Source organism: Flavobacteriales bacterium (assembly GCA_016699575.1).
GTDB lineage: Bacteria > Bacteroidota > Bacteroidia > Flavobacteriales_F > PHOS-HE28 > PHOS-HE28.
Genome location: CP064979.1, coordinates 4,287,468 through 4,305,760 on the forward strand (window position 1 = coordinate 4,287,468; position 18,293 = coordinate 4,305,760).

Annotated in this window: 15 protein-coding genes; 6 read left to right on the forward strand and 9 right to left on the reverse strand. The window is 60.4% G+C overall.

Annotated features, from left to right (window positions below):
• The first annotated feature begins 11 nt into the window (after nt 1-11).
• Genes IPJ76_18155 through IPJ76_18165 form a run of 3 tightly spaced genes read left to right on the forward strand, consistent with a single transcriptional unit; the run spans nt 12 to nt 3,963 of the window.
• Nucleotides 12-1,616, forward strand: a complete 1,605-nt coding sequence (locus tag IPJ76_18155; protein ID QQR86481.1) for a hypothetical protein — start codon at nt 12-14, stop codon at nt 1,614-1,616.
• Nucleotides 1,609-2,847 (forward strand): hypothetical protein, encoded by a 1,239-nt coding sequence (locus IPJ76_18160; GenBank protein ID QQR86482.1) that lies wholly within the window; start codon nt 1,609-1,611, stop codon nt 2,845-2,847. The genes IPJ76_18155 and IPJ76_18160 overlap by 8 nt, the downstream gene beginning before the upstream one ends.
• Before the next feature lie 18 nt (nt 2,848-2,865).
• Nucleotides 2,866-3,963, forward strand: coding sequence for a hypothetical protein (locus IPJ76_18165; protein ID QQR86483.1), 1,098 nt, complete (start codon nt 2,866-2,868; stop codon nt 3,961-3,963).
• Here the strand turns inward: IPJ76_18165 and IPJ76_18170 are convergent.
• From IPJ76_18170 to IPJ76_18190, 5 genes are all read right to left on the reverse strand, one after another.
• The gene (locus IPJ76_18170; protein ID QQR86484.1) at nt 3,950-5,965 is read right to left on the reverse strand and encodes an OmpA family protein; all 2,016 of its coding nucleotides are present in this window, start codon (nt 5,963-5,965) and stop codon (nt 3,950-3,952) included. The genes IPJ76_18165 and IPJ76_18170 overlap by 14 nt on opposite strands.
• Nucleotides 5,962-6,543 (reverse strand): 7-carboxy-7-deazaguanine synthase QueE, encoded by a 582-nt coding sequence (locus IPJ76_18175; GenBank protein ID QQR88505.1) that lies wholly within the window; start codon nt 6,541-6,543, stop codon nt 5,962-5,964. Before IPJ76_18175 ends, IPJ76_18170 begins: the two co-directional genes overlap by 4 nt.
• 667 nt (nt 6,544-7,210) lie before the next feature.
• Nucleotides 7,211-7,753, reverse strand: coding sequence for a hypothetical protein (locus IPJ76_18180; protein ID QQR88506.1), 543 nt, complete (start codon nt 7,751-7,753; stop codon nt 7,211-7,213).
• Between the two features lie 14 nt (nt 7,754-7,767).
• On the reverse strand, nt 7,768-8,724 hold the full coding sequence (locus IPJ76_18185; protein ID QQR86485.1) for a hypothetical protein: 957 nt from the start codon (nt 8,722-8,724) through the stop codon (nt 7,768-7,770).
• A gap of 24 nt (nt 8,725-8,748) precedes the next feature.
• Nucleotides 8,749-10,476 carry a hypothetical protein gene (locus IPJ76_18190; protein QQR86486.1) on the reverse strand — a complete coding sequence of 576 codons (1,728 nt, stop codon included), beginning with the start codon at nt 10,474-10,476 and terminating at the stop codon, nt 8,749-8,751.
• Nucleotides 10,477-10,592: 116 nt separating this feature from the next.
• Between IPJ76_18190 and IPJ76_18195 the strand changes: the two genes are divergently transcribed.
• Nucleotides 10,593-11,102, forward strand: coding sequence for a hypothetical protein (locus IPJ76_18195; protein QQR86487.1), 510 nt, complete (start codon nt 10,593-10,595; stop codon nt 11,100-11,102).
• Between the two features lie 63 nt (nt 11,103-11,165).
• Here IPJ76_18195 and IPJ76_18200 read toward each other — a convergent pair whose 3' ends face one another.
• Genes IPJ76_18200 through IPJ76_18215 form a run of 4 tightly spaced genes read right to left on the reverse strand, consistent with a single transcriptional unit; the run spans nt 11,166 to nt 14,538 of the window.
• On the reverse strand, nt 11,166-12,056 hold the full coding sequence (locus IPJ76_18200) for a bifunctional 5,10-methylenetetrahydrofolate dehydrogenase/5,10-methenyltetrahydrofolate cyclohydrolase (protein ID QQR86488.1): 891 nt from the start codon (nt 12,054-12,056) through the stop codon (nt 11,166-11,168).
• Nucleotides 12,057-12,080: 24 nt separating this feature from the next.
• Complete coding sequence (locus tag IPJ76_18205; protein QQR86489.1) at nt 12,081-12,641, reverse strand: putative metal-dependent hydrolase; 561 nt, start codon at nt 12,639-12,641, stop codon at nt 12,081-12,083.
• 29 nt (nt 12,642-12,670) lie between these two features.
• Nucleotides 12,671-13,597, reverse strand: coding sequence for an amidinotransferase (locus IPJ76_18210; GenBank protein QQR86490.1), 927 nt, complete (start codon nt 13,595-13,597; stop codon nt 12,671-12,673).
• Nucleotides 13,594-14,538 carry an arginase gene (locus tag IPJ76_18215; protein ID QQR86491.1) on the reverse strand — a complete coding sequence of 315 codons (945 nt, stop codon included), beginning with the start codon at nt 14,536-14,538 and terminating at the stop codon, nt 13,594-13,596. Before IPJ76_18215 ends, IPJ76_18210 begins: the two co-directional genes overlap by 4 nt.
• 170 nt (nt 14,539-14,708) lie before the next feature.
• Here IPJ76_18215 and IPJ76_18220 point away from each other — a divergent pair, with 170 nt between their 5' ends.
• Nucleotides 14,709-15,425, forward strand: coding sequence for a hypothetical protein (locus IPJ76_18220; GenBank protein ID QQR86492.1), 717 nt, complete (start codon nt 14,709-14,711; stop codon nt 15,423-15,425).
• A 384-nt stretch (nt 15,426-15,809) separates the two neighbouring features.
• Nucleotides 15,810-18,266: a DNA translocase FtsK 4TM domain-containing protein gene (locus IPJ76_18225; protein ID QQR88507.1), complete on the forward strand. Its 2,457-nt coding sequence runs from the start codon at nt 15,810-15,812 to the stop codon at nt 18,264-18,266.
• Nucleotides 18,267-18,293: the final 27 nt, after the last annotated feature.

Below are 18,293 nucleotides of genomic sequence, written 5' to 3' on the forward strand. Positions count from 1 at the left end.
GCACCTGTTCCATGAACGTGACTTCCACCGCACGGGTTGCCTGCCTTTTTTCAACCGCCTTGTTGCTCGCAGGGTGCCGGAAGGAACGCCCGGCCGCCCAGTGGGATGTGGACATCACCGCGCCACTGGTCACCAGTTCGCTCACGGTGGGTGACGCCCTGGGTGAAGACAACATCAGCGTGGCCTCTGACGGGGTGGTGACTGCGCTCTTCACCGAACAGCTCTTCGCGCTCAGCTTGGACACGGTGCTGGACATCCCCGACACGGTCTTTCAATACGGCGAGCCGTTCCCGTTCTCTTCGCTGTCCCTGCCTCCCGGCTACCCGTTATCGAGCAACGATGAGGTGAACCGCTTCGATCTGGAGGATGTGCAGCTAAGCCGCTTGGACATCCGCGAAGGCACTGTGCTGGTCACCGTCATCAGTTCCATCGAAGCTCCCATCATCATGACGTTCGGGCTGCCGGGCGCCACGCGCAATGGCCAACAGCTCGAAGTGACGGCGACGGTGCCGGCTGCCGCCCCGAACGGGACGATGAGCGTTACAGTGCCTGCCGACATCAGCGGCTACAGCTTCGACCTGCGTGGGCCTGCTTTCGATGATGTGAACACCCTGGCCACGGAGTTCGGCGGCATGATCGATCCAGCGTTCGGTTCCAACGTAACCGTAACCGACAACGACAGTGTGGTAGCCTTGGTGAGCTACACCGGCATGGTGCCGCAATACGCCAAGGGCTATTTCGGGCAACAAGAGGTGCACATCGGACCCGACACCAACGCGCTGGCGAGCGACCTCGGCATCACCGCGAACTCGCTCGACATTTCCAGCATCGATGTGCGCCTGAAGCTCACCAATGGTATCGGCGTGGACGGGCAGGCTCGGCTTGATCCGCTCACCAGCCAGAACAGTTCGGCCGGTACCGATGTGGATCTCGACCATTCGATCACCAATGGCACCGTGCAGATCAACCGGGCGCTCGATCTCGGCTACGGTCACCAACCCGCCGTGAGTACCTACCACCTCGATGAGAACAACAGCAACATCGACCTCTTCATAGAGAACCTTCCCAACGCCATCGCCTTCGAAGCCGACCTGACGCTGAACCCGTTGGGTGACATCAGCAATGGCAATGACTTCCTGTACTACGACAGCAAGCTGAGCGCCGACCTTGAGGTGGAAGTGCCCCTTTGCCTCGCGGTGAACGGCCTCCAGCTGCAAACCACCAGCGACCCAGACCTCCCCGGCACACCGGAGAACCATGGCCTCCGTGAAGGCGAATTGATGCTCTTTGCCCGCAACGGCTTCCCCTTCGATGCCACGTTGCAACTGGACATTGTGGATGCTGAAGGCAACGTGTTGAGCGGCATCCCTGTCAGCGGCAGCATTGCCAGCGGTATTCTGGATGCTGCCTACATGGTGCAGACGGCGGTGGAGAGCAAGCTCACCGCGTTCATCTCCGAAGCGCAAGTGGACCTTTTGTACAATGGTGGCTTGGTACGCATCACCTCCATCTACAACACCGCTGGTGCTCCTCAGCAAGTGAAGATCCTCGACCACTACCGTCTGGATGTGCAGATCACCGTGCAGGGCACATACATCGTGAACGGGGATGAGTAGAGGTTGGTTGGTCGTTGTTGGATGTTCGTTGTTCGGCGTGGTGGTCGGCACCAAGAACTGTCTTGCTCAAACGAAGGGGAAGCTCGACGTCGAAGCCTCCGGCCTTTACGACTCCAACGCCTTGCGCAATGACCTCATCCTTGGTCTCTGGCGCGGCGATGTGCTCAGCGAAGACCTGCGACGGTCAACACAGGATCAGCTCAAGGGCAACAACCGGGCAGGCTACGCGCTCGACTTCCGGGCGACGTATTCCTGGGACGATTCCCTGTTCGGCAACCGCGGCCTGAAGCCCGTCATCAGCGTTGCGCACCACAGTGTGCTTGGTCTGCGCTTCAGCGACGATCTCTACAACCTGACGTTCTTCGGCAACACGCCCTACGAGAACCGCACCGCCTCCTTGGGCGGCACGGCCTTCAGCCAGATCACCTACCAAACGTTCGGTTTCGGTTTCCAGGACAGTGGATCATCGAGCTATTTGCAGGTGCAACTCGTCAACGGCCAGCGCGGCAGCAGCGCTGCGTTGCGGCAAGCCGATCTGTTCACCGCCACCGACGGCCGTTACCTGCAACTCGACTTCGACGGCAGCTATCTGCGCAGCGATACTTCACAAGGCGGCTTCGGCACCAGCAGCGGTTTGGGCCTGGCCATGAGCATGGCAGTGGAGAAAGCTGTTCCGCGATTGGGCGCGGGCTCAACAGTGCAATTGAGCATCACCGACCTTGGCTTCGTGGTTTGGAACGGCGATAGCGAGCGGCTCGTCAACAACTCCGTCATCAACTACGATGGCATCACCGTTCAGAACGTGTTCGATCTGGACGGTGTGGTGGTGGACCAAGCTGCTTTGCAGGACACCCTCGGACTGAACTACAACCAAGGCCGATACGCGCAACTTCTGCCCACCGTTGCCCAGGTGCGGCTGCGAACCGCCCGGACCCAACATCACAAGATGCTCTACCCCGGCAGCTACCTGTGGGAGGTGAGCGTCGACCAGCGCAACCTGCCGGGCTACGTGCCGCACGTCTCCATCACTCGGTCCTTCCTTGGTGCGCGGAAGTTCAAGCCCGAGGTGAACGTCTCGTACGGCGGTTTCGGTGGATTGCGCGTGGGTGCGGGCGCGCAGTGGCTTATGCAACGCGGTGCCCTCATGTTGCGCGCGCCGAACGTGCTGGGCATGGTGTCTGGCGCGGCGAGCGGGGCGGGATTGATGATCGGTGCGGAGTTCAGTCTGTAGAATTACATATCGCCTTTCATGTACGCATACCTGATCATCGTAATACCGGGGGCACTGGTGGCGCTCGATTTTATCGGTTACCTGTTGCTGGGTCGGCATCTGTTCCCAAGATGGATACGGCGGATTTGCGAGTACCTCTGCCTCATCGTATTGCCATTCTTCTATCTCTTCCCTCTGGACGATTCAACACCGTCCTGCTGCAACCCTATCGGGTTGAACCCTGATCACTTGGCCGCCTTCATGGTGCTTACCACAGGTTGCATTATGGGCTATGGCATATCCGTCTTCCGTGAACAAGTGTTCCCTCCCGTTGCAGAGATGGTCCTTCAACTGAGCCTCTTGACCGCGTTGCTCCTGAACCTTGTCCTGGGATACCATTTGCTGGGAGCAACCGATGGCGATCTCCTGGGCGAACCTCTTGCTTTGATAGGCAATGGCCCCATCATTCTGCTCTTCTTGATGCGCCTCGCCGATGACCACAAGAAGCACATGGCAGAAATCCGTCTGCCTTCTGATGACGACCCATGGCACCTTCACGTCCTTCGGGCCGTTCTGATGTCGAAAGCGCTGGCAAAGTACCCTGTGCTCACACTGCTGTGCCTGCCCTTCCTGGTACTTTTCTCCTTGCTGATGCTGCTCTTCGGCCAGCAGCCCGATGCGCTGATCAGGGTCTTCACCGAAACCTACAAGCACGGTTTTTCACAACTGGACGACCAATGCATCAATGTGGTTTGTGGCGGCCACTACCTCTGCACCGTGGCGGCCCATGGCGACGCGGGACTTGTCAAGCCGCAGCGCTACGGTGTTCGTGGCGACCGACGGATCATCTGCAACCGGCAATTGCTTGTGGCCAACGCCTTCGAACAGGTTTTGGAAGAACGCACTCCTCGGCTGCACCGCGCCATCCGCAAGCGTTACGATCGTGTCGGCGACTTCATCATCGGCAATGGCGGGATCTTCCGCCACAAGGCCGTGAGCAACATCACCTACGTGCTGATGAAGCCGCTGGAGTGGTGCTTCCTCCTTGTCCTCTATAGCGTGGACAAGCGCCCCGAAGACCGGATCGCGCTCCAGTACACATCACGCAAGTTCAAGGACGCAGTCACAGCACAGTGATCTCCGTCCTCCTGTTCTGGGCCCTACCCTGCTCGGTCGTATTGTCGGCCACTGGCTTCGTTTCGCCGTAGCCCTTGGCGGTAATGCGCGCCGCCTCGATGCCCGCTGCGATGAGGTGGTCGCGCACGGCGTTCGCACGCGCATCGCTGAGTTTCTGGTTGCTGGCGTCGTCGCCGGCGTTGTCGGTGTGGCCGCCTACTTCAACCTTCAATGTCAGGTTGGTTTCGAGCAGGCGTTGGAGCTTCAGCAGTTCGGCGTTGCTGGCGGGCAACAATGCTGCGCTGGCGGTGTTGAAGAAGATGTTGCGCAACGCAATGGTCTGCCCGGTCCCAAGCGGGCTCAGCGGCACCGGCAGTTCGATGGGCTTGGTGGCGGATCCTTCCTTGGCGATAGAGTAGTTCTCCGAGAAGAAGAGGTAACCCTCGGCGCTCGCGTTCAACGCATAGTCCTTGCCCGCTGGTAGGCATACGAGGAATTCGCCTGTCTTGGGATCGCTGTATGCACCGGTCACCAGTTTGCCGGTGGCTAGATCATAGAGTTCAACATCGGCCTCCACCGGTGCGCTGCTGGTCTTGTCCGTGACTTTCCCACGGATGTAGCTCACCGCATTGGGGCGAAGCGGGCCCGGCAACGTGAAGCTGTACAGGTCCAAGTCCCCGTGCCCTCCCTTACGGTCGCTGCCGAAGTATGCGATGTCACCCACAGCGTTCACCAGCAGGCTGTTCTCATCGCCGCTGGTGTTGATGGGATACCCGAGGTTGGCGGCCTTGGTCCACGAACCATCGGGCTGCTTGCGGCTCACGAAGATGTCCAGACCGCCCATGCCGGGGTGGCCATTGCTGCTGAAGTACAAGGTGCTCCCGTCCGGGTGGATCTGCACGCTCTCTTCCACGGAAGTGGAGTTCACGGCGTCCGGCAGACGCTCGGGTTTGCTCCAAGAGCCATCGTCCTGCAGGGTGCTCGTGTAGATGTCCTGCACGCGTGTGCCTTCGGCGGTGTTCAACCCGCGGATGAAGTACAGGGTGCGCCCATCGCTGCCCAGGCTCGGCTGGCTCTCCCAATTGCGGCTGTTCACCGGAGCGCCGAGGTTCTGCGGCGCCGTCCACTTCTCACCGATGCGCCGGCTGATGAACAGGTCGCAGCTGCCCATGCCTTTGCGGCCTGGACCGTAGTCGCCCATGTACTCGCATGCGGTGAAGATCAGGAACCGGCCATCCGGGCTCAGTGTACCGGCGCCCTCGTTCAGCGGTGTGTTGATGATGGGCACGCGTGTGGCATTGCCCCATGCCCCGTCAGCGCCGCGGCGGCTCACATAGAAGTCTTCCTGCGGCCCGTTCTCGGCTTGTATCACCCGGGTGAACATGATCGTCTGGTCATCGGCTGTGATGCACGGATAGTACTCCGGACCGCTTCCATTCACGCCTGTGCCCAAGTTCTTCGGGTCGAAGGGCCAAGGGCTGGCCGTGGCCTGGCGCGCGAAGGCACAGCTCTCCAACCCCAACTGCGCGCGGCCCTGCAACGTGGGCGCCGCTTCGCGCAGGTCGAGGAACGCGCGGTAGTTGCTTTCGGCAGCGTCGTACTTGCCCTGCGCGAACTGCACTTCCGCCAAGTGGAAGCGCGCGTTCGGGAAGAACATCGGGTTCTTGTCCATGGCCCATTGGTACTCCTTCTCCGCCTCGGGCAATCGTTGTTCGCTCTCGAAGAACTCGCCCAAAAGCAGCCGTGCCTCCATGAAATCCGGGTCGGCCTCGGCGCTCTTCTTCAGCTTCTCTTCAATGCACGCCTTGTCGCGCATGGGCATGCACGCGCGCGCCTCCTCGTACAGCTTGATGGCCTTCTTGTTCTCCGTGCTGTAGCGCCCGGGCTGGGCGTGTGCCGATGCGGAGACCAGTGCGATGGTCATCAGGACCAGCAATATCGTGCCCGATCGTTTTCCACCTTCTTTGATCCTTGACACTTGCCACTTGGACTTTGACACTTGCACATTCGTCGTTCTCCTCATGGTATGTTCAAGTACTTGTGTGTTTGCAGGGAGATGCTCCACCGGGGATGCCGTTTTACATGCTCCACGATCAGCGGCATCATCGCTTCGCGTTTGTCCCATTCGGGCTGGAGCGACAGTTTACAAGTTGGGGTCACGTTCGCGGCTTGCTCCTCCGCCCACGACAGGTCGTGCTTGTTGAAGACGATCACCTTCAGTTCATGGGCAGCTGCAAAGACGTCCGGCAAGGCAGGCTTGAATTTCTTCGGGCTTAGGCAGATATGGTGCCATGCGCCGCTGAGCGGATGCGCCCCACTCGTCTCGATGTGCGTACGGAAACCAGCAGTCCGCAGGGCGTTGGTGAGTTCATCGAGGTTGTGCATCAACGGTTCGCCACCGGTCACCACGGTGATACGCGCGGGGAACGCCGAGGCTTCCACCACCAATTCCTCCACGCTGCGCAACGGATGCTTGCTGGCATCCCAGCTATCCTTCACATCGCACCAGATGCAGCCCACGTCGCAACCGGCCAATCGGATGAAGTGCGCGGCATGCCCGGCGAAGGTCCCTTCGCCCTGCACGGTACTGAAGGACTCCATCACGGGCAATCGCTCGGCCATCGACAGCAAATGAACGGGCTACTTCGGAATCCGCTCACCTGAGCACGGCAACTCTTCCAACTATCGTCACGGTACTTCCGAAGTTCGATGGCGCACATGCAAGTGGGGCCTCGCACAGAGGCACAGAGCCACGGAGAAAAGCCGACCTGGTCAGCGTTGCTCCACTCCGTGCCTCTGTGGCTCCGTGTGAGATCCTATCTCATCACTGGACCGACGATCCCTACCGCTCGCCATTGCCTCTTCCCCTCCTTTGCGCCCTTTGCGTCTTTGCGGTAAAAATCCCTAGCGTTCCTCCCCTCCAGAACACAAAAAGCCCACGAGGCCACGTTCATAGAACCCATGAGGATCACATGGGCGGGACCGCGATGATGGCTTCCGTAATCCTCGCTGTCCTTCCGAAGAAGGAACCCCTGCCGAAGCCGGGGCCGAGGCCCGCCGTACACCACCGAGGATGCAGTCCCTGATGGATATTGTTGGTTCCGATGAACTGTTGGCCCACGTGGGCTTGCTGTTGTTCCCGAACGGGTCGGGATGAAGCATCAAAGAACGAAGGCGAGGGCTAAACTAGATCACGTGCAAGGGATCGGTGCTGGCGGTTGAAAACTCATGGCCCGCTGAGCTTGTGACCTTTCGGCCAATAGCCCCCTCACCCCTCCCCCTTCTGCCCCACGAACTCATCGTCCTTGTCATCGAACAGGACGTTGAAGCTGGTGAAGCTGCCATAGCAGCGGGTGATGTACTGCTGCAGTTCCACCTTGTCGGTCTCGCTCAGCACGGTGTGCGCATTGATCTTCTGTTCCATCACGCGCAAGCGATCGCGCACCATGGTGATCTTGTGGAAGAAGGTCTCAATGGGCACCTCCTTCGTCTGCAACCCGGCCGTGCCCGGCTTCATCACAAGTGTTCCTTTCTCCCACTTGCGCGCCAGAGGGATGGGACGCTGCGGGCCCATCATGTCCGTGAGCACCTCCTCCAAACCTTGGCGCACGGCGTCCATGTCCAGGCGCGCTTCGGGAACCTGGATCTCCGGGCCTTGCGCGATCAGGTGCAGGCCTTCGAACGAGCGGGCGATGGTTTGCTCGCCGTGGTCCTTGAAGAAGATGTGCAGCGTGCGGGCGTCCTCCGCGAAAACAACGCCCACGCCGAAGGTGGGGTGGTTTACACGGGCGCCGAGCGAAATGTGTTCGATCTCCATGTGATGGGTCAGTCTTGAGGTAATCGTTCCGGGGCTTCCACTGCGGTGTGGTCGCTCAGTTTATCGATGTCGAGGTGCATGATGCCGTTGCGTGCGCTGAACGGACGGGTGAAGCGGCCGCCCCACACGATCTCATCGAAGCGGAAGGAACGGCGGGTGTACACCTGCTGCATGTAGCCTTCGTCCACGCCTTTCAGGATCAGCAGCGCTTCGGCTTTGCGCTTCACCAAGTCATCATAGCTCAGCCCGGCCAGCGGGCTATCCCCGTTCACCGGATGAACGATGGTCCAGCTGAGCGGCATGAAGTTCACGCGCTCCAGTTGCAATTTCAGGTTGTAGTAGTTGAGCCGCTCGCCCTGGTCATCCACATCGGCCATCACCAGGATCATGCGCGCTTCAAGGTCCATGAGGAGCGTGCTGCGCCGGTTGGCCACACGCACCTGCAGGCTCCAACCATCGCGGAAGGGCGCAACGAGCGCTTGCTCGCCATAGGCCAATTGGGTGGTGGGCCTTGCGAACCGCGCATAGATGACGGCACTTATGAGCGAGAACCCCAAGATGCCGAAGACGCCCTCCACGGCCGCTACCAACCATGTTGCCGCGCTGGCCGGGTACAACGAACCGTAACCCACGGTGGTGAGCGTTTGTACGCTCATACCAATGGCGCTCAACCAGCGCGTGCCCATGTCGGTGAGATCGGCGTTGCCGAGTTGCTCCACACCGATGGTCATGTAGATCGAACCGAAAAAGAGGTTCATCATCAGGTAGGCGATAACGAACGTGATCACCAAGCGCCACAGCGGCATGGTGGCCAGCGCTATGAAGCCCTCGCGCAAGCCGGAGATGCCACCGATACGATAGACCCTGAAGCTGCCGTCCTTCGCCATCAGCCGGTCCAGCGGCCGCTCGAACGAACTACCGATACCGGGATCCTCGGCTTTGATCGCCTTGCTGCGGAACACCATGGGGCGAAGGTCGCACGCGATCCTTCAATGTTCAATGCGAAGGATCGGATGGCGCGGGAACCAGCCCTCGGCGTAGGGCGAGTGCTGCAGGATGAAATTGTACTGCCGCCAGGGATCACTGGCGAACTCCGGCGATCTCCGTTCCTCGTTGAAGCGCGCGCGGAGCCCAGGATCGCGCTCCAGGATGCCTTGGGCAATGGTATCAAAGGCGTACGGCGTGAACCATTCCTTCTGGGAGACCACGGCGTCGAAGAAGTTCCAGGTGAGGTAGCTGTCGTTCGGCTCCGGCTCCAATACGCTCATCACGAACCGGTCGGTGGTGCGGCCCATGGGAACGAGCACATCGCCCCGTCGGGCCACGACGTCATTGAACACCGGTTCCACGGAAGCGCTCTTCCACAGGAAGTGGCTTTCGTAAGGTGCCTTCGAGACATCGTGATGGACCACGTCGTAACGCACGCAACGAAAGGTCATGGTGGTGTCGAGCACATCCACCGCCACACCGTTCGCTTTCAAGCAGGCGATCACCTCGTGCCATTGCTGCGGCACCAGGTAGGCCTTTGGTTTGTTGATGAACACACTGCTTTTGTAGGAGCCGTACCAAGGAACGCTGTCGTTCGTGGGTTGGTGGTGATCGTAGTACAGCACTTCCAGGCCGGTTACCGGGCTGATCCGGTTGGTGGCTTTGTATCCGCGCCACGGGGTCATTTCCGATGTGCTGTCCAGCACCCAATTGAAGGCCGCACCGGTGGATGTGCGCGTTGCTTCCTTGGCCTTTTCCCGGGCGGTCTTCAGTTCGTCGCCGTGTTCGTTCATGCTCGCGAGCGTGGCGAACATCAATTGCAGGGTGGCGTTCACTCGATCGGCATACGGTTTCAGCATGTGGCTCTCGGCCAATATCCCTATGCGGTCGAACAAGGCGTTGTACCCAGTGCTGTAGCGCGGCCCGTCGTTGAAGGCCATCAGCCCCTCCTCCGGAGTGTCCTTCACTGTTTCGAAGTACGGGCACATGGGGATCGTCCTGCGGTCCATCCAAGCGTAGAGGTCGGGCACCATGGTCCCGAGCATGAACGCCGAGAGCGTGGGGTCCAGCTTGTCCTTCTGCGTGGTCAATAGTTCCATCACGTACTGATGGTCGGCGCCATCGCTTACGTGGGTTTCCAGATACACATCGGGGTCCCATCGCGTGAGCGCCTCCACCATGGCCCACGTGTTCCGCGCGTCCATTTTGATGAAGTCGCGATTGAGATCGAGGTTGCGCGCATTGGCCCTGATGCCGTGCACCTTGGGGCCGTTCTGGTCGGGCCGGGAAGAACGTTGACGTTGCTTCGCACCCCAAACATTGTACACGGGCACAATACAAACCGCCGTATTGGCCAGGAGGCCCATGTATTGATCTCCCTCCAATAGTGCCTGCGCAAGGAGAAGGCTCGCATCGATGCCGTCCGGCTCGCCGGGGTGGATCCCATTGGTGATCCACAGGATGTTCTTACCCGCTGCCCGGACACTGTCCTGGGTGAAGCCACTGCCGTCACTCACAACGAACAGGTGGATGGGTGAGCCATCGTCGTCCTCGCCAATGGTCAGGAGGCGCGCGCCAACGTGCGAACGGTCAAGTTCCTCGTACCGGGCAATGGCCTGCTCCCATGTCAGCGTGGTGTTGCCAGTGAACGTCCAGGCCGATTGACCTGGGCATGGGCCGGCAACCATGACCAAGCACAGGGTGAAGAAGCAGTAGATGGCCTTCAGCATCGGGGCAAAATAACCCCATCAACAGCGACTGGTCGGGAACCCTTCCGATTCGATGACGGGGGTAAGCGTTTACGATTAGTTTCGCACGGTCCCCACAAGAAGGGACGCCCAAAACGATGAGAACCACTGTTCTGCTCTCAACCGCCATGGTGTTCCTTTGGAGCGGCTGCACCAAGCACGAATGCGATGGATCGAGCGCTGCTGTCGACCCAGCAGAAGGCTCGGCCAAGACCACCAGCCCATTCGTTTATGCGGTTGATGGTGGCCAACCGGTTACCGGCTACCAGTTCTCCATCCATTGCGGCCCGCTCGCCACCACGGATGGCAGCGGCAAACTGATGTTCGGCGGTTCTTGCACGAACACCAATCAGGTCGGTGCTGCGGGTTCTTGTTTCGAACGCAACCAGTATTACTGGCTCATTCCTCCCGGTACAAGCACCAGCCGTCAGTTCTTGCGCTTCAAGTTCCTGTCGGCGTTCGACCCGACCACTTTTACCACACCGCTTGTGCGGTACGAGCCCAGCACGTTCACTTGGTCCGTCCCCAATGGCGATCCCAATTTCGAATGGGCCATCTACGACACACGTAAGCGCTTGCCTGCATGCCAAGGCGCAGTGCGGCAGTAAGATCATCACACACCTTTCAAGAACCCCGGACCACCGGGGTTCTTTGTTTCTGGGCGGTCTTGTTCAACGTTGCGCCGCCCGCAGGGTGTTCAACAGCAAACTCGTAATGGTCATGGGCCCAACGCCGCCTGGCACCGGTGCGATCCATGAGCACTTGGGTGCCACATCATCGAACTTCACGTCGCCTACCAAGCGGAAGCCGCTCTTCTTCGAGGTATCGGCAATGCGGTGTATGCCGACATCGACGACCACCGCTCCCTCCTTCACCATATCCGCGGTGACGAATTCCGGCTTGCCCACGGCCGCCACAAGGATGTCTGCTTGGCGAGCAATGGCCGCAAGGTCCCTCGTGCGGCTGTGTGCCAGCGTAACGGTGCAGTTGCCTGGCTCAGTGTTCCGGCTGAGCAGGATGCTCATCGGTGTGCCCACGATGTGGCTGCGGCCGATAACTACCGCATGCTTGCCCGCAGTGGGCACCCCGTAATGCTTCAATAGCTCCATGATACCGGCCGGTGTGGCAGGCAGGTAGCACGGCAAGCCCAGCACCATCCGACCGAGGTTCTCAGGGTGAAAGCCGTCCACATCCTTGGTGGGCGATATGGCCAGTGTCACACGCTCCTCGTCAATGTGCCCAGGCAAAGGCAACTGCACGATGAACCCATCGAGGTCCTGCTGCATGTTCAGCTGCTCGATGAGCCCGAGGAGTTCTGCTTCAGTGGTGGACGCGGGCCGTTCGATCAGCGAACTGCGGAAGCCGACGCTCTCGCAGGCCTTCACTTTGCTTTCCACGTAGGTGCGGCTGGCGCCGTCGTTGCCCACTAGTACGGCTGCCAGGTGCGGTGCGCGGCCCCGTTTCGCTGTCACTTCCGCGGCGCCCTTGGCTATCTCGGCCCTCACCGCGTCACCACAGCGCTTTCCATCGAGCAGTTGATAGGTTGTCACTTCGGATGTCATGGCCGGTGAAGATACCGGAAGCGGCTACCGGTCGAAGCCCCGATCGCGCAAACCAGTGATGTGGGCCAAGTGATGCCCACTGTGCCACACGTAGAGTTCCAACGCCTCGGACAGTTGGATCTCGCGTTGTTGCTCGGGATGGACGAAGCACCGTGCCCACTGCGCATCGTCCATGGACCGCATAAGGTGCACCCACCTCGCGTGCGCACCTGCAACGATGCTGAACGAGGGCTCCAGTGGCATTGTACGGGCATCACTGTGCTCCGCCCACAGGGCTTCCTTGTAGGGTTTGATCACCGGCTTCTCCTCGGTCAGTGCCAGCTTGAAGCGATGCAAGGTTTGGCCATGGCTATCGGCCACGTGGTGCACCAGTTGGCGGACGGTCCACCCTCCGGGCCGGTAAGGCGTGTCGACATGCTCATTGGTCCAGCCCTCCAGGGCTTTGCGCAGCTGCTCTGGGAATGCCTCGACGACCACGATGCACGCCATACGCCGCTCGGTGCTGTCGGCCTTCGTTCCTCGAACGAACTTGCCCGTCGGGTACTTCAATTGTTCGAGCTGCTGCTCGGTGATCGTCTTTTGCATGCGTTGGTGGTGTGCATGCAAAGATGCCATCAACGCCTGGGCAGGAAGTTCTCGGCGATCATGCAACGCACGCTCCCACCGCCCACTTCTTCGATCGTTGGTATATCCACCGGCACCAATCGTCCTTGGCGCTCCAGCGCTTGGCGTTGCTCGGGCTTCAGCAGGTTGAAGGCCGTGCGCGAGAGGAAGATGAAGGCATCGCCCTTGGTGTTCTTCAGTTGCAGCAGGTTGGCCACGTAGCCCATCATCTGCTCGCGTGTTATGGCGATGATCTCCTTGCCACCACGTCCCAGTTCGTCGCGCACATCGTCGCGTTCCACCGGATAAGGGATCGCATCCAGGCACACCACGGCGAACTTCTCCCCGATGCTCATGAGCACGTTGGTGTGGTACACGGGCGTACCGGTGAGCGTTCCGTCCATGGTGGCCAGGAAGGGCACCGGACCGCAGCGCAGCGCACCGCACCAGAAGTTGATGGCGCGCTCAGTGGTCCGTGGACCCATGGCGGCATAGGCGACACCACGCATGCGGTCGATGACCAAACTGCCCGTGCCTTCCAGGAACCGGTCGTCCGCCTCCAATGTGGTGAGGTCGATCATGCGGCGCACACGGAAGCCGAGCGCCTCCAGCGATTCATCGAGCATGCGGTCGCGCTCGCGGCGGCGGCTCGGTGTGCACATGGGGTAGAGCACCACCGTGCCATCCTCATGGGTACTGAACCAGTTGTTCGGGAAAACCGCGTTCGGCGCTGTTGGGTCCACGGGGTCGAGCACCGTGATGCCGATGCCGGCATTGTCCAGCGCAGAAAGCAACCCATCGAACTCCCGCTCGGCAGCAGCGCGTACCTCGGGGTCGTTCCGCTGGCGCTGGAAGGGATTGGTGGCGGCGGTCTCAGGGTCGTAACCGAAACCCACCGGGCGGATGAGGATCACATCGCTCGCAAGCTGCTTGCTCATCGGTTGCGCAAGATGTGGTACAACGGCTCGAGGATACTGAGCGTGGCTTCAGCCATGGCGTTACCGGTATCCAGTGCCGGGTTGATCTCCACCACATCGAGGGTGGCTACCTTCGTATCGGCGCACAAACCGGCCAGTAGATCCTTGGCTTCCTGGAGGAAGAGGCCGTCCGGGACCGGCGTTCCCGTTCCGATGGAGATCGTGGGATCCAAGCTGTCCACATCGAAGCTCACATGGATGCGTTCGCAAGTGGTGAGGTGCGCCAGCGTCTCCTGCACAATGGCCATTGCGCCCTTCGCGCGTAGGTCGGCCACGGTGATCACCTTGATGCCGAACTCCTTGATGATGGCTTCCTCTTCCTTTTCGTAGTCGCGCAAAGCGATGAACACCAGGTCGCTCGGCACCAGCTTGGGTCCATTAACACCGATCTTCCGCAAGCGGTCCCACACATCGAGCGTGTACACCCTGGGCTTGTTCCGCCGCTGCTTCTTGTTCTCGATGTCCATGAGCAGGGCCAGGGGCATACCGTGCACGTTGCCGCTGGGTGTGGTGAAGGGACTGTGCAGGTCGGCGTGTGCGTCGACCCAGATAACCCCGAGACGCTCATTGGGGTAGGCCATCTTGGTGCCGCTCACAGAGCCGATAGCGATGGAATGGTCACCACCGACCACAATTGGAAATACATTGTTCCTAAGGTACTTGTACACCTCGAAAGCCAAGTCGCTTTCAAAGCGGATCAACCCATCGATGTGGTGGGCGTTGGGGCTGCGGTCGTCCTCGTAGAGCACGTCGTTCTCATCACGTAGAATGCTCTCCTCGGCGTGGCCGAAAAGTTCACTGCCGTTCTTCCATGCCGCCACCCGGAGGGCGCTCATGCCCATGCTGGCGCCTCGCTTGCCTGCCCCGATCTCGCTGGCCGCCTCTATCAATCGTAATTCCATAGGTCTTCCCAAAGGCCACCGGGCCCACTTGGGGTGACGAAGGTATCCGTGCCCTCTTGGACGGATCACCGGATCGGTGCGACCTGCCAAGGATCGACCGTGGATATCCGGTCCGTGGAACCTATCCAAGGGTTCGTCCGTTCAAAACAATGATCCATCGCCCCATTCCCATGCGCAGAATCGTCCTTCGACACGGTACCCTGGTCTTCGGCGCAGCGGCCGTACTCCTGCTCACCAACGGTTGTGGCACCGGGCTGCTACAGCAGAAGATCACTGAAGGCGTCATCGAGTACGCCCTCTCCTTCCCGGATTACGACCCTGATGGACTGATGGCCGGCATGCTGCCCGACAAGACGACGCTCAGCTTCACTGAAACGCAGCAGACAGCGGAACTTTCCGCAGGTATGGGCGTGTTCCGTACCAGCATGATGGTGAACAACGAGAAGAAGAACATGGACTATCACCTGAGCGTGATGAGCAAGAAGCTCGTGAGCCACCTGCAGGAAAAGGACATGGCCATGTTCAACAAGGATGAGCGCGCCATGACGTTCATCTGGACCGATGAAACGGACACCATTGCGGGCTATCCCTGCAAAAAGGCCATCGCCATCTACGGAGGGGTGGACAAGCCCGAAGCCGAGCTCTGGTACACGGACCGTATCCAAGTGAAGGACCCCAACTGGTTCGGCCCTTACAGCCAGATCCCCGGCGTGCTGCTGCGATACAGCATCGAACAGTACGGCATGCGCATGCACCTCGACGCTGTACAGGTGATCCCCGGCAAGGTGGACGCCAGCAAATTCCAGGTCCGCCAAGACCACGATGCCGTGCCGCCCGCCGTGCTGCACCACGAGCTGAACGAGGTGCTGAGCACCTTCAGCATCTGAGCTGGAAACAGGTCCACGGATCAATGCGGATGGGGAGGATGACCACCCATCCGTTCAGGCAGTATGCTTTCCAACATCCTCCTCATCCGCAATTATCCGTGGATGAACCTACCTGCCCTCCACGATCCCCTGTTCATGATCGGCCAGCGCCGATGAGGAAGCCGCCACGGCCCTCCTGCACTTTTGAACGGTTCCGCGCATGCACGCACGCGCGGCTTTGCCGTTCACTATACAGACCCCGCACCCGTGGCCACCAAGAATTCCCTCCGCGATACCGTAGCTGACGAAACCGAGGACACCCCGGCACCCGCACCAAAGCGTGCGCGCAACACCAAGAAGACCGCCCCGGCCGGTGAAAGCAAGTTCGCCCGCTTCAAGGCCTTCCTGGCCGACGAGCGCACCCACAAGGCGTTCGGGCTCTTCCTCATCGTCACTTCGTGCTTGTTGCTAACGGCCTTCACCAGCTATCTCTTCACGTGGAAGACCGACCAAGACCTGATGGCACGTCCGTGGAGCGAGTTCTTCAGCAAGGACGTGCAGGTGGACAACTGGCTGGGCAAGCTCGGTGCACTGCTCGCGCACAAGTTCATGCACGGTTGGTTCGGCATCGCCGCGTTCACGTTCGTGCTGTGGAGCTTCCTCGGCGGCGTGCGCATCCTGTTGGGCACCTGGCTGCTGCCCAAGGGCAAGACCCTGCGCTATTCGCTCATGGCATTGCTGTGGCTGCCCGCCCTGCTGGGCTTCGCTTTCCGTGGTGAACTCGGCTTCATGGGCGGTGGCATCGGGGCCACCATCAACGCGCACATGCAAAGCATGCTGGGCCAGGTGGGCGCCGGCGCGGTGCTGCTGCTGGCGGCCGGTGCCTTCAGCATGTACATGTTCAACCCATCGTTCGGCTGGGTGATGCGGTTGTTCGAAAAGAAAGCTGTTGCTGTGGGTGAAGAAGTTGAGGTGGAAGCAGCTCCTGTTGTTGAGGAACCGATACTGGCCGCTACCGGCAAGAACTCCTTGAAGATGGAAGTGGTGGATAACGAGGAGCCGGTGGTTGCTGCGAACCCTGCGGTGGTGGAACCCGTCGCTGCTGAAGAAGCGATCGAACTGGACGTGGAGACCGCCAAGGAGGAAGCGGAAGAAGAGGATGAAGCTTTGGAACTGGAATTGGAAACCACCGAAGCAGAAGACCTTGCCATCGACCCGATCATCCCCGCAGTGCCCATTGTAGTGGATGGCATGGCAGTAGTGGCCAACGCCGAGGAGAAGACCCTCAGCGATGAAGAGATCGAGAACAAACTGCAGGAGTTCGGCGAGTACGACCCGACGCTGGACCTGAGCGACTACGAACTGCCGCCGTTGGACCTTCTCGTGGACCATGGCAGCGGCGAGCTCACTGTGAGCAAGGAGGAACTGGAGGCGAACAAGGACCGCATCGTTGAGACCCTCTCCCACTACAACATCGCCATCGCCAAGATCAAAGCGACCATCGGACCAACGGTGACGCTGTACGAGATCGTGCCGGAAGCGGGCGTGCGCATCAGCAAGATCAAGAACCTGGAAGACGACATCGCCCTGAGCCTCGCCGCACTGGGCATCCGCATCATAGCGCCGATCCCCGGCAAGGGCACCATTGGTATTGAAGTGCCCAACAGCAAGCCGCAGGTGGTGGGCATGCGCGCCGTGGTGGCCAGCGAGAAGTTCCAGAACAGCAGTGCCGACCTGCCTATCGTACTGGGCAAGACCATCAGCAACGAGACGTTCGTCACCGACCTCACCAAGATGCCGCACTTGCTCATGGCCGGTGCGACCGGTCAGGGCAAGTCAGTAGGCTTGAACGCGATCCTCGTGAGCCTGCTCTACAAAAAGCATCCGAGCCAGATCAAGTTCGTGCTGGTGGATCCGAAGAAGGTGGAACTGACCCTCTTCAACAAGATCGAGCGCCACTTCCTGGCCAAGCTGCCGGGCGACAGCGACGCCATCATCACCGACACCAAGAAGGTAGTGGCCACGCTTAACAGCCTTTGTATCGAAATGGACGAGCGTTACGAGTTGCTGAAGAACGCGCAGGTCCGCAACATCAAGGAGTACAACGCCAAGTTCGTGAGCCGCCGGTTGAACCCGGAGAACGGCCACCGCTTCCTCCCCTACATCGTTCTGGTGGTGGACGAGTTCGCCGATCTGATCATGACGGCCGGCCGCGAGGTGGAAACGCCCATCGCCCGCCTGGCCCAGTTGGCGCGCGCCATCGGCATCCACCTGATCATCGCCACGCAGCGCCCGAGCGTCAACATCATCACCGGTACCATCAAGGCCAACTTCCCGGCGCGCATCGCCTTCCGCGTGACGAGCAAGGTGGACAGCCGCACCATCCTGGACAGCGGCGGCGCCGAGCAGCTCATCGGTCGTGGCGACATGCTGCTGAGCACCGGCAACGACCTGATCCGTATCCAGTGCGCCTTTGTGGATACGCCCGAGGTGGAGAGCATTACCGAGTTCATCGGTGCGCAACGCGGCTACCCCGAGGCGCTGCAACTGCCCGAGGTGCCCACCGAGGAGGGCGAGGGCGGTGGCGACATCGACGAGGGCGATCGCGACAGCATGTTCGAGGAGGCCGCGCGACTGGTGGTGCAGACGCAGCAGGGCAGCACCTCGCTCATCCAGCGCAAACTGAAGCTCGGTTACAACCGCGCTGGCCGCATTGTGGACCAATTGGAGAGCGCTGGAATCTTGGGGCCCTTCGAGGGCAGTAAGGCCCGCCGGGTGATGATCCCGAACGAGGCCGCATTGCATGCGCACCTGAATGCTGGGATGACGGAGAGCGCTGGACCGGGGATGGGGGGGTATTAAGATCGGCCGTTGGGTCGATGACCTACA